Origin of the sequence: Paenibacillus residui (assembly GCF_042677205.1) — a bacterium.
Lineage (GTDB): Bacteria > Bacillota > Bacilli > Paenibacillales > NBRC-103111 > Paenibacillus_L > Paenibacillus_L residui.
The window spans coordinates 1-13071 of sequence record NZ_JBHTIU010000056.1 but is presented as its reverse complement, the minus strand read 5'-3'; the positions used below and the strand labels follow the sequence as shown (position 1 = coordinate 13071).

The window sequence follows — 13071 nt, the reverse complement described above, 5'->3', positions numbered from 1 at the left end:
CGTGACGCCCGACAACGGCGTCGCCTTCGTCGCGCGGACGGACGAGCCCACCTACTGGCGCGGCGAGACGCGGGACGTGTACGACGGGCGCGGGTGGTCGCTGTCCGGCAGCGAGGCGGAGGCCCGCCCGTTGGGCGGCGCCGGGGACGGGTCGTCGTCCGGCGTCACCGGGCAGGAGGCCTCCTTCGCTAACGGAGCAGCGCCCTTGCCGCCCGGAATCCCGCCGGAGGAAGCCGCTGCCATCGGCGATGCCCTTCCCGAGCCGCCACAGGGCCAGCGGGTTATAACGCAGGAGGCGCTGTTCTTCGACGGGGCGCCGGGGAACCTGCTTTTTGCAGGGGGACAGATTATCGCCGTGGAGGAGCTTAAGGCAGCGGACGGCGGCGCACTGGCGGTCGAACAGACTGCCTATCACCCGTTATCCGATGCTGTGTCTGCGGACAGCCCGCATCCTCTGCTCTCCTACAAGATCAAGGTGGCCTTGCCGGAAACCCGGGCGGAAAGACTGTCTGCGGCGGGTTCGCCCGATAGGCGGCAGGTAGGCGAGCAGTACTGGCAGCTTCCTGAGTCTCTTCCGCAGAGGGTGAGAGATTTGGCGGAGCAATTGACGAAGGATGCGGCCAACGATTATGAACGGGCTAAACGGATCGAGACCTATTTGAAAACCAATTTTACCTACAGCCTGGAAGGGGTTCCTCCGCCGGGGCCGGGCGATTTCGTCGATTCGTTCCTATTCGGGCATCGGACCGGATATTGCGACTACTTCTCCACATCCATGGTCGTTTTGCTGCGGGCAGCGGGTGTCCCGGCCCGTTGGGCCAAAGGCTTCGCTCCGGGAGAGCTCCGACTTGTAGATGCGGAGACTGTTGGGAGTTCCATAGCTTCGGGTGAAGCGGCTTCAAGTCCGACCGGGCAAGCCGGCCCGCGCTATGAAGCAACGGTCCGCAATCTGCATGCTCATTCCTGGCCGGAAGTGTATTTCCCGGGCTATGGATGGGTGCCTTTCGAGCCGACACCCGGATATGACGGAGCCGGAGGCGGCGCAGCAGGCTCGCCCGACGGCCGTAACGGATTAGGTTCGGGGTTCATCGGGGAACAGGAGCCGGCGGAATGGGGCATGTTGGAGGAGACTGGGCTCGAGGCCGCAAGTATAGACGGGGAGAACCTCCAAACGGGGGTTTCCGGTGAAGAGGGGACTCAATCCGGAACCAGCGCTGAAGGGGAGCGGCCGCTGCAGCAGCGAGCTGAGGAAAACAAGCTGCTGAGCGCGGTCCGTGAAGGAGCGAAGGCGCTGTCGGAATGGTTTAGCGGCGGAATGGAAGGGGTTATGCGCATGCTCCCCGGAGCTAAACCCGGGCCGCTTTTCCTAATCATGGGCCTGGTGCTCACGCTCCTGCTCGCTGCCCTTGCTATGGCACGCTGGAAAGAGAGAAGGAGGAGCAGGCTTGCCTGGTCACCTACGAGGCGGAACGGGGACCGCGAATTGATGCACAGCATGGACAAAATCTGGATGATGCTCTACCGCTCGCTGGGAAAGAGGCCTTCTAACCATACTCTGCGGGAATATATCCGATCGCTGCAATTTGCTAACGAGCAATCGGCCGGTTTGCTGGCCGAATGGGCCAAGCTCTATGAGAACGCCCGGTTTGGGGGGCCATATGCGAATCTGCCTTCCCGCGAGCAGCTTACCCGCATTCGCCGTCAGCTCCAGAAGGCGATCGAGCAGAAAGAGATCCGGACGATTCGGTAATTCTTGCCGCTCCGGCGAAGCTTACAGTGAAGTGGTTGCAGCAGATGAGGGTCTGATCACCCGGTTGGCAGCACCATTACGGGGCCGGGAGAGTCATGGGCAGGTTGTTGCCCCTCTAGATAGATGTTCATATCGTGGCTGAACACACTGGATGATGAGGCCAAAAGTTGAACCGGTGCTGCGGTTTGTATCAAGGGGAGGCTGGGCAGGGGAGCCATCCCCAATGACGACCGCTACGGTCACATCCTTGCCTAAACATTCATAAACCGTCGTTTGCATAGAGGGGCCCGGCTGTCGAGGGCTCCTCTTTTGCGTCCATTTTGCTGCTATCCCCTCATCAGGATGATTTTGGCCCAGGTGAGTTTTAGTGACAAGAATCCGCAATAGGTTGAGCACCGTCATGCGACGCCGAACACCGAACGCCGGGAGTCTCGCGCGATTGTAAAAGCATGAATAAGCAAGGACCGACAAAAATGCAGGTCTTCGGAACGATTTTAGCTAAAATCAGCAAATCACATGCAAAAGTGCAGTTGAATTTGGCGATTTTGCGGATTTTCCGATTTTCCACGTTTGACGGGGATTGACCTGCAGATTTGCTCGTCTTTTTAAGAATTTGCCGGATGTCCGCCGAAAGACATGCACTTTTGCTGGTCTTTCAGGACAATACCGGAATTGCGCCGGATGTAATGCATAAATTAATTGCTCCAAACAAAAGAAACCGCTTCTCCCATTTGCCCCATAGAAGCTTAGGCGCTGGCTCTCCTGCGCCATTCTTGACGCCCCTCTTTTATGTCCTATATAATTAACTTCATTATGAAGAGGACAAGCCGGTTTTACAGGCCGGTTTGACAATACTGATAAAGGGTAGGTACGGGATGAATAAACCGAATGAAATGATTGTGGTGTTGGACTTTGGTGGTCAATACAATCAGTTGATTGCGAGAAGGATTCGCGATCTGGGTGTATACAGCGAATTGCTGCCATTCAATACACCCGTGGACAAAATCAAGGAGCTGGCTCCTAAAGGAATCGTTTTTTCCGGCGGACCCTCCAGCGTGTACGAAGAGAAAGCCCCGCATGTTGACCCGGCCATTTATGACCTGGGCATTCCGATGCTCGGAATCTGCTACGGCATGCAGCTGATGGCTCATCAGATGGGCGGGAAGGTACAGCGTGCGGAGAAGCGCGAGTATGGCAAGGCCGAGGTGGAGTTTCGCGCGGACAGCGCATTGATGCATAATCTGGATTGCAAGCAAGTCGTCTGGATGAGCCACGGAGATATGGTCGTCGAGCTTCCGGAAGGATTTATCATTGAAGCGAAGACCGAGCACGCGCCGATTGCGGCGATCAGCCACCCGGGCAAAAATATGTACGCCGTGCAATTCCATCCCGAGGTTCGCCATTCGGTATACGGAAATGAGATGATTCGCAACTTCCTGTATAACATTTGCGGTTGTGAAGGCAACTGGAGCATGGAATCGTTCATTGAAGAAACGGTCCAGGATATCCGTCGGCAGGTGGGCAGCGGCAAGGTCCTTTGTGCGTTGAGCGGCGGAGTGGATTCTTCGGTTGTGGCCATGCTGGTCCATAGAGCGATCGGAGATCAGTTGACCTGTATGTTTATCGACCACGGTCTTCTCCGTAAAGGGGAAGCGGAAGATGTCATGGAGACATTCGTCGGCAAATTCGATATGAAGGTCGTCAAAATCGATGCCAGCGAACGGTTCCTGAACAAATTACGGGGCGTCGAGGATCCGGAGCAGAAGCGGAAAATAATCGGAACGGAATTTATCCGGGTGTTCGAGGAAGAATCGGCTCGCTTCGACGACTTCGAATTTCTGGCTCAGGGAACGCTCTATACGGATATTATCGAGAGCGGAACCGCTACGGCTCAGACGATCAAATCGCATCATAACGTAGGCGGACTTCCCGAAAATATGAAGTTCAAGCTGGTCGAGCCCTTGAAGGCTTTGTTTAAGGATGAGGTGCGCAAGGTCGGGGAAGAGTGCGGTCTTCCTTCAGCGATCGTATGGCGCCAGCCCTTCCCGGGACCGGGACTGGCCATTCGCGTTCTCGGCGAAGTGACGGAGGAGAAGCTCAAGATTGTTCGCGAATCGGATGCGGTACTGCGAGATGAAATTGCCAAATCCGGTCTCGACCGGGAAATTTGGCAGTATTTCACCGCATTGCCGAATATGAAGAGCGTCGGCGTGATGGGCGATGCCCGCACATACTCGTACACGGTCGGAGTTCGGGCGGTTACCTCGATCGATGGAATGACGGCTGATTGGGCGCGGATTCCGTTTGATGTGCTCGAAAGAATTTCCAACCGGATTGTCAATGAAGTCGAGAACGTCAACCGCGTTGTGTACGATATTACATCCAAGCCGCCGGCTACGATAGAGTGGGAGTAATTCACTAAGTGCATTTGAAGTGAAACGCTGAATTGGCTGCCATTTTTGGGTGGGACTTAGAACGGAAAAACAATTAAAGCTCCGCCAAAATTCCGTAAGAGGAAAAGGAGGGTGTCCCTCAGTGATCATAGATGACTGAGGGACACCCTCTTTTTTATTTCGTCAAACAAAAAGAACCCCCCTTTGGTAAATGGAAGTACCCCCAACCATTACCCAGAAAGAGAGGTTCTTTGTACATTCAATATACCTTGGGTCAACTCTGTTTACCAATGGATTTTAGAATTTTCAATAAAAAAGGGTCAACCTGCAATCTAACCCAGGTTGACCTCCTACGAAACTGCCTATTGGGGCTTGGTTACACTATCCGTTCTGCCATGCTTGGATTTTGGCAATAACATCGTTGCTAACACACATACTACTGCTAACCCCAGAAACACGATAAAAACATCATGGATGCCGGAAACAAGAATATGCTGCAATTGCGAAAGCATCGAAGGGGGAAGCTGATCGGTGCCTGATGCGTTGATCAATTTGTTCATTTGATTGATATCCGCATTTTCCAAGTTATCGTTCGCCATGTGATGAACAATCCGGGAGTTAAAGTAGCTTCCGAACATGGAAGCCCCCAACATTTGTCCTAATGAACGAAACAGCGAATTGGTCGCTGTGGCCACTCCGCTTAAGGAAGAATCGACTGCGGATTGAACGACAACGGTATATAAGGTCACGGTGATACCGAAACTAATGCCGAGCAATGCGGAAATCAAGTAAAAGCCGTACGTACCGCTCGTTAATTGCATGGCCGCGAGCCACGCTCCGCATAGAATCAGGATCATATTGCCTGTGAATGAGGTCACTCTTATCCCTTGCTGCACAAGCATTTTACCGCATAGATAGGAACCGAATGCCCAGAGAATCGCTAAGGGAGCGAGCATAAGTCCCGCTTCCATCGCTCCCGTTCCCCATCCCCCCTGGAACCACATCGGCATATACACTAACGTCCCCATAATGATCGCATTCACGAGAAATTGCAGGAAGTTGGCCGACACGATTTTAAGCTCCCGAAACATATGCAGGGGCAAGATCGGTTCCTTTGCTTTCGTCTCTATCCATAAAAATAACCCCATCAACACGACGAAAGCGGCTATATACCAAAGGACCGGCCCCGATAGCCAATGCCCCTCTCCACCCTTCTGAACAGCATATAATAAAGATAGCATGCTTAATGAGAAGGTAATGATGCCCCAGTAATCAATTGTTTTTTTGCTTTTCTCCGTCTTTTCTTGTAGAAACATCACCATGAGAAGGATAGCCGCCAGACCAAACGGAATATTGAAAAAGAAAATCCAATGCCAGGAGACATAATCGACGAAGAAGCCGCCAAGCAGAGGCCCAATCACACCCGCTCCTCCCCAAACGAAAGCCGTAAGCCCAATCATCTGAGCCCGTTTATCTTCCGAGGGATAAATATCCGCAATGATGGTCTGTGTGACCGGCAAAATAGCACCGGCTCCGATTCCTTGAACAAGCCGGAATGCAATCAATTGCTCCATCGTCTGGGCTAGCCCGCATAGGGCGGAACCGATCAAGAAAATAGCTGCGCCAACGGCGAAAATAAGCTTCCTCCCGTACAAATCAGACAGCTTGCCGAAAATTAATACAGTAACGGTAGAGGCCAGCAAATAAACCGTAAATACCCCATTCATAAGCTCGATGCCCTGAAGGGAAGCAACAATTTTAGGCATGGCCGTTGTAACAATCGATGACTCTGCAGCCGCTAAAAAAGTAGCGACAAAAATAGAGATCATAACCATCGATCGATTCCTGTTCACGTTACAAGCATCCTCCTTTATTTAGATTAGCATGTAATGCTTCCAAATAAGGGGGGACACTTATTTATACATAACAATATCGCCATAATGTTCATCACTACCCAACATCGACATTAAGATATGAAGTGCGCCGAGTTGCTCGCAGTAAGGTTTTTGTTACAGGAGATCGGCTCAACTTTTTAAATATTTATGTTTAAATAGTATCTTAAATAACTAAAATTTGTCAATAAATAAAACTGCGTGGATCCAAATTACAGGTGGTCGTTTATAAGGAGGGAAAAGGTTCGTATATTTTTGACCATTCGTTCCGAAAATGTTATTCTTTTAAAAGAAAGGGGGAGGGGCACATGGCACGGCATAAAGAATTTGATAAAGCAGAGGTTCTTAGTAAAGCGTTGGAAGTCTTTTGGTATCGGGGCTATAAGGGTACTTCCCTTCAAGAACTGCTGAAACATTTGGGAATTGCAAAGCAAAGTATGTATGATACCTATGGAAATAAACACGACTTATTTTTAGCCTCTTTAAAACATTATGCGGATCAGAAGTTAACTTTTCTGAATGATGCGCTTGAAAGATATGGCTCGCCAAAGGAATCGATCACGGTTGTTTTCTACGATTTAGTAAAATTTCTCGTTGATGAAGAACGAAAAAAAGGATGCTTTATGATAAATACGGCGATAGAACTTGCGCCACATGACCAGGAAATTTCAAGATTGGTTGAAACTAACATGGAACATGAAGTGTCCGCATTTTATCGGGCATTAATCCGCGCACAACAAGAAGGTGAATTAGGTAAGCGGCACAATGATCTTATGGCACTTGCGCGATTCTTGAACAATGCTCGATATAGTTTGTTTATTGCATCTAAATCCACTTCGAATCCCGTTGTTTTAAATGATATTGTTAAAATTACACTCTCGGTCCTAGACTAACCTATGACCCTTTCTTTTTATGATTTTTAGACCGAACAGTCTATAATATCCTTTTACAGGATTTTTTTATATACATATTAGACCGAATGGTCAAAAAAAGGAGTGATATTGTGGAAAACAACAAAAGGATTGATTCTAAGACGAGTCTGGGTATTTGGATGCTCGCTATAGGGATGTTTGTTGTTGGGACAGTTGAATTAGTTTTTGCCGGAGTCTTGAAACTGATATCCGTTGACCTCGGTGTTTCGGTCGCAACCGCTGGACAGCTCGTGACTATTTATGCTGTCATTTACGCAATAGGTACACCTATTCTCATTACGTTAACCTCCCGCATAGAGAGGAAAAAGCTGTTATTACTCTCGTTATTCGTTTTTATCCTTAGTAACGTCATTGCGGCCATTAGTCCGAATTATATCTTTCTTATGATCTCAAGAATTATTGCTGCAATTAGTGCCGGGATATTTAGCGTGTCTTCCATTGCATTTGCCGCCAAACTAGTCCCTCCCGCAAAAGCAGGGAAAGCAATCGGAACAACGGTTATGGGATTTAGCTCTTCATTGGTTTTAGGGGTACCTTTAGGGACAGTTGTAGGAGAAACATTCGGATGGAGAATGACGTTCATTTTTGTGGCGCTTGTTACTCTTCTTCCTGTGCTAGGAATCTGGCTATTTACTCAAAAGGTAAAAGGAGAGGAACCAGTATCGCTAAAAACACAGTTTTCTATCTTACGGAAACCCGCAATGGTAACGGTGCAGATGGTGAGTGCGTTAATATTTATCGGCCAATTTTCTCTGTATACGTATTTCACGCCTTTTCTGCATAATCTGGCCGGTTTTAATATGGAAGAAATTACGGTAGCATTCTTTGTTTTGGGCATATTTGGTATTCTAGGAAGTTATATAGGTGGTTATAGCGTAGACAAGTGGGGCGTCAAGAAGACGTTATTAGTAACGATAGGCAGTAGGACACTCACATTGTTTTTACTCCCGCTGGTTGGGGAATATCCTATCTTTTTATTTCTGACCATGATGGCATGGAGTGCTTCCGGCTGGGCGACGACTCCCGCGAATCAAACCTATCTGAGATCTTTGGCTCCAAAATTAGCGGATATGATTATTGCGGTTAATACATCTTTCATGCAATTAGGTATTGCCCTAGGATCGGCAATGGGAGGATTAATCATTAGCAATCATTATTCCTATACCTCACTAAGCTGGTTTGCAGGGTTTATTACCTTGGTTGGTTTATTTTCTTTTCTTCTTTCCATCTCCCTTTCGAATAGGCAAGGTAATCTGCAATAAAACAAAGGGTAATCATCGTCGGGTCTAAGAAGGGAAGCCGTTGAAACCTTTTCATCACCAATATCTCGAGCCGGCTGCTGCGCTGAAAGAAGAATATTCGTGTGAGGAACGTACAAAAACACCGAAACCAACATTTTTCAACCAATTGCACAAGGGCAACTTGAATATAATGGAAATTTCGGGACCGTATTACGAACATCGTTTTGAAAATTATTTCTAATGTTCGGATTTGTGGTTGACAAGAACGATAACCATAACTAAAATGAAGGTGTTGAATATAAGCTTTTTCGTATAATCTCGGGAATTGGCCCGAGAGTTTCTACGAGGTCACCGTAAATGATCTGGCTACGAAAATGCATGGAAAGCAATCACGGGTAAACGAGCGGTTTGTTTAGTCAGATTGTTTTTCTGCTTTTTTACGAAGCCTAAGGTCATGACTGCCTTAGGTTTTTTTGTTGTTCTAACCATAATTCTGGGAGGAGTCTCAAGCAATGGACCGTTTTTTCAAACTGAAACAGAACGGCACTAACGTAAGAACGGAGATTATGGCAGGCATCACGACCTTCATGACGATGGCGTATATTTTGGCGGTCAATCCGAATATTCTCTCCGCAACGGGCATGGAATGGTATTCGGTGTTTCTCGCGACGGCTTTGGCGGGCGGGATATTCACCATTGCCATGGGATTGTTCGTTAATTTTCCGGTGGCTCTTGCTCCGGGCATGGGGCTGAACGCTTATTTTGCTACCGTCATTCTGTCCTCCAACGGGGCGATGACCTGGCAAATGGCATTAACGGCTGTTTTTCTTTCCGGGATCATCTTTATCGTTCTGACGATTACAAAGGTGCGCCAGCTTCTTCTGGTTGCCGTGCCTGATTCTATCAAGCATGCGATTACTGTTGGTATCGGCCTGTTTATTACATTGATCGGCGCTAAGAACAGCGGACTTCTTTCCGTATCTGTAGAAACACTGAACGATGTACCCAAAGGAACTTATACCGATCTTCTATCCTTTGAAACGGTCTTTCATATGGGAAGCATGAAGGATCCGAATGTTCAGCTTGTACTGATCGGCCTCCTGTTAATTTCACTGCTTATGGTTCTGAAAGTAAGAGGGGCTATTTTGTTCGGTATTTTGGGTACAACCATCATTGGGATGCTGATGGGCCAAGTCGACTTTTCGACGCTCAACAATCCGCAAACTCCATGGCTTCCTAATTTCGGATATCTGGAATTTTTCCAGTTTGATTCCGCCGGAATTTTAAATGTAGGTATTGTTTCGGTCATTCTTACTTTTACATTTGTTGAAATGTTCGATACCTTCGGTACTCTGGTAGGAACCGCGAACCGGGCCGGCATTATGAAAAATCCGGAGGAAGGACGCAAGCGGGTCGGCAAAGCGATGCTCGTGGACGCATTTGCCGTTAGCGGAGGGGCTATGCTCGGAACAAGCACAACGACCGCCTTCGTGGAAAGCTCTGCAGGAATAGCGCAAGGCGGAAGAACCGGCTTGACGGCGGTATCCACCGGAATCTGCTTCTTGCTCGCACTGTTCTTGGCGCCTGTCGTCGCCTTGATTCCCGGATCGGCTACTGCGGCTGCTCTTATTATCGTCGGATTACTAATGATGCAGTCTGTTAAAGAGATCGATTTCCAAGATTTAGTAGTCGCTATCCCGGCGTTCTTCACTATCGTATTCATGCCTTTCACGAACAGTATTGCGAACGGAATTTCGCTCGGAATTGTAGCCTATGTCGTGCTGGCGCTGGTTGCGGGCAAAGGTAAGCATAAAATTCACTGGCTGATGTGGACTCTCGCCATTCTGATTATATTGCGCTATGCACTTATGGGCGGGGAGTAAAACGCGAGTCCTTTTCACATAAAAAAATAGCAGTTTCTAAGGGTTTCTAAGGGTGCGATATGCGCCCTTTTTTTAAGTTTAAGTTCAAGTATTAAAATGGAACAACTTTCTCATTGGCATAAAAAAGCTTCCGCTAATACCGGGGTTATTCTCTTCGAAAGGGCTTCGTCAGGAGCCTTTTTTTTATTTGAGCAGCAAACTGATGGCAGCAGGCGGAAAAACCGCGACAGCGATTCCGTACTATCGGATAAACCGCGATCTTTTGCGAATTCTGTAGGTCTAACGGTTGCTACCGCTGCTATTTCCTCCAAAATGGCCGACCTGAAATTCTAATGGTTGTCATCACCGCTATTTGCGCGATTTTCATCTCCAGGCTATGGAAAAAGGCCAAATAAGGTCGCTCGCAACCGTTAGATTTTGAAAATGGCTATAATCGGCGAATTTACGGCTGTGGCAACCATTAGAAAAAAGGAAGCAGACCAGTTCGATTTCATTTGGACAATTCTACAAATTTTGTGAACGATATTCAAAAGGTGCTGTCACTGCGGCTGATACACTTGGTGATAAGCTGGAAAAGATACCGTGCTACATAGCTTTCTGCGGGAATTTCTGCAGCAGGGCAGCAGCCAGCTTTTGGCGTCGAAAATTGATCAATGAAAGGAGTTGTATTAATGACTAGGAAACGAAGGAAATGGACAGGCTTCATTATGACGTTTGTCATTCTTATGTCCACCTGCCACTTGGCGTATGCGGAGGCTAAAGAACCGGAGGCCATGAGAAATTTGGCGGGAGAGGCAACTTACACCTATTCGGAGGCTCCGCATGAAAACTATCCGGATAACGGCCATAAGCTGACGGATGGGAAGTATGGGGATATCAATTCCTATACAGATGGGAATTGGATCGCTTTCTTGCGCGGCAAACCCTGGGAAATTACGATCGATTTGGGCGAGAACAAATCCATCGGGCGTATTCAGTCGCACTATCTGTATAATAACAGCGCGGGAATCTATACTCCCAACATCGTTTCTTATTATGTATCGGAAGACGGACAGAATTGGGCCCCGGTCAAGCATATGAATTCAGCGGTCCCGTTATGGACGGAGAAGCCGCCCTCCGGTCATGACTACGTTTGGGATGGAGAGCAGGATGGCGTTCCTCATCCGTCCAAGAATGCCAAGATGATCTATGCGCGCTATGTAAAAATTGCGGTAACGGCGCAGATTTGGGTTTTCATGGACGAAATAGAGATTTGGGGAGTGGACGGCAAGGCCGATAAAGCTTTCAAATTGAAACCGGTTTCTCCTGATTATTTGAAACCTGGCAAGGATACGGCAGGCATTCGCAATATGATCCTGATGTATAACGGGCAGTATGATCAGAATCGCGGAAACTGGAAGAAAGAAAATATCATTCCATATATCAGTTATGTAGACGAGAACGGAGTGCCGCAAGACTGGATGTATGATGGGGTTTTGCTGCTGGGGCTCCGAACGCCGGATTATCAACGGGATTTCGGTTACTCGGCTCTTCTGGAAGATTGGAAATGGTACCTGGACAAGACCTTTAAAGAGGATGGGGAATTAAACCAGTTGAATGAGGCGGTTAAGGAGGCGGGGGATCAGCTTGGCGATGCCCGCCATAAAGTCAAAGTGGTGATTATGATTCCTAATCCGGATGAAACCATTTCCGATTTCGGCGATATCGACGGCGATGGTGTATCTGAAAGCTTCGTGCCGGAAGAAGTAGGCGAAGAAGCTGCTTACGCTAATCGCGTCAAGGCTATCGACTGGTATATGAATCAGGTTAAGGAGCGGTGGCAGAAGGGGAATTATGACCGTCTGGAGCTGGTCGGCATGTACTGGCTCGCGGAAAGTGTCGCCAGCGGCAAGACTTCGGATGCAGATCTGCTCAAGTATACGAGAGACCTTGTTCATGAGAGGAAGCAGAAGTTTTTCTGGATACCGTATTATGGCGCCAATTATAATTTTGCAGCGCGCAGCCTCGGTTTTGATGCGACTGCGCTTCAGCCGAATCATTATTTTGACGGGATGGATCGGATTCGGGTGGAGGCTGCAGCCTATCTGGCCCAGCATCACGGACTCGGCATAGAGATAGAAACGGATGAACGCATGAACGAGGATGAATCTTTTCGGAACCTCTATATAGATTATTTGAACGGCGGGGTAGATTACGGATATATGAACGGGGCGTTCAAGGCCTATTACCAAGGGGTGGATGCTCTTCTGCACAGCTCCCGCAGCAGTGATCCCCGTGTTCGCGAACTGTACGATTGGACGTATCAATTTGTTAAAGGCACTTACCAAAAGCAGCCGAATTAACCTTGATCATTTAGACGAATGTAGGGGATTAAGTTCCCCTTATTCGTCTTTTTTTGGATATCGTTCTAAATCACCAAGGCGTTAGGGAGGGAACAATTTATTGTCGAAGTGAACCGCATTATGTAAAAGTGTGTTGACGGGCTGCCCGTTCTGTGATACATTAGTTTTCGCTGCTCAAATGTTTTGTGCTCAGCACAGATCAAGAATCAACAAGCTGGATGTTAAATGATACGGAAGCACCAGGACGTACTGGTCCGGGTTTCCAGCAGATCCAGTTTTAAATTTTTAAAAAGAGCTTGCAAAGTAATTTCAGATGTGCTATGATACAAAGGTCGCTTTCGATAAGACAAGCTACGACAAAAAGCGACAAACAAGCATTGCCCTTTGAAAACTGAACAACGAGTGAAATGAATGAAGCCAGTGCGTATACGGTTTTCGGACCGTATCCGCGTCAATGAATGAACGAATTAATGAGCTAATCGCTCTTTGGAACTCTCGGTTTTATCCGGGGGTCCCCGAAAAGTAGTCGGACTTCGCTACGAAGCATCGCTTCACTTTTTGGGGGAATTTTTCGGAGAGTTTGATCCTGGCTCAGGACGAACGCTGGCGGCGTGCCTAATACATGCAAGTCGAGCGGA

7 protein-coding genes, 1 rRNA gene and 1 riboswitch are annotated in these 13071 nt (G+C 48.3%); of the genes, 7 read left to right on the top strand and 1 reads right to left on the bottom strand.

From position 1 onward, the window contains the following. Both ACFQ03_RS16380 and guaA read left to right on the top strand, forming a co-directional pair. Positions 1 to 1750, top strand: a 1750-nt coding sequence (locus tag ACFQ03_RS16380; RefSeq protein ID WP_379289457.1) for a transglutaminase-like domain-containing protein, incomplete at its 5' end; no start/stop codon positions are given. An 875-nt stretch (positions 1751 to 2625) separates the two neighbouring features. After that, positions 2626 to 4164, top strand: a complete 1539-nt coding sequence (guaA, locus tag ACFQ03_RS16375; protein WP_379289455.1) for a glutamine-hydrolyzing GMP synthase — start codon at positions 2626 to 2628, stop codon at positions 4162 to 4164. Between the two features lie 341 nt (positions 4165 to 4505). Here guaA and ACFQ03_RS16370 read toward each other — a convergent pair whose 3' ends face one another. Then, positions 4506 to 5996: an MDR family MFS transporter gene (locus ACFQ03_RS16370; protein WP_379289453.1), complete on the bottom strand. Its 1491-nt coding sequence runs from the start codon at positions 5994 to 5996 to the stop codon at positions 4506 to 4508. Positions 5997 to 6343: 347 nt separating this feature from the next. Here ACFQ03_RS16370 and ACFQ03_RS16365 point away from each other — a divergent pair, with 347 nt between their 5' ends. From ACFQ03_RS16365 to ACFQ03_RS16345, 5 genes are all read left to right on the top strand, one after another. Then, positions 6344 to 6928, top strand: coding sequence for a TetR/AcrR family transcriptional regulator (locus ACFQ03_RS16365; protein WP_379289451.1), 585 nt, complete (start codon positions 6344 to 6346; stop codon positions 6926 to 6928). A gap of 110 nt (positions 6929 to 7038) precedes the next feature. Next, on the top strand, positions 7039 to 8229 hold the full coding sequence (locus ACFQ03_RS16360; protein ID WP_379289449.1) for an MFS transporter: 1191 nt from the start codon (positions 7039 to 7041) through the stop codon (positions 8227 to 8229). Between the two features lie 267 nt (positions 8230 to 8496). Continuing rightward, positions 8497 to 8597, top strand: a riboswitch (purine riboswitch). A 123-nt stretch (positions 8598 to 8720) separates the two neighbouring features. Then, complete coding sequence (locus ACFQ03_RS16355; protein WP_379289447.1) at positions 8721 to 10091, top strand: NCS2 family permease; 1371 nt, start codon at positions 8721 to 8723, stop codon at positions 10089 to 10091. A gap of 671 nt (positions 10092 to 10762) precedes the next feature. After that, positions 10763 to 12433 carry a DUF4855 domain-containing protein gene (locus tag ACFQ03_RS16350; protein ID WP_186328502.1) on the top strand — a complete coding sequence of 557 codons (1671 nt, stop codon included), beginning with the start codon at positions 10763 to 10765 and terminating at the stop codon, positions 12431 to 12433. Positions 12434 to 13001: 568 nt separating this feature from the next. Next, positions 13002 to 13071 (top strand): 16S ribosomal RNA (locus tag ACFQ03_RS16345); the annotation flags it as partial.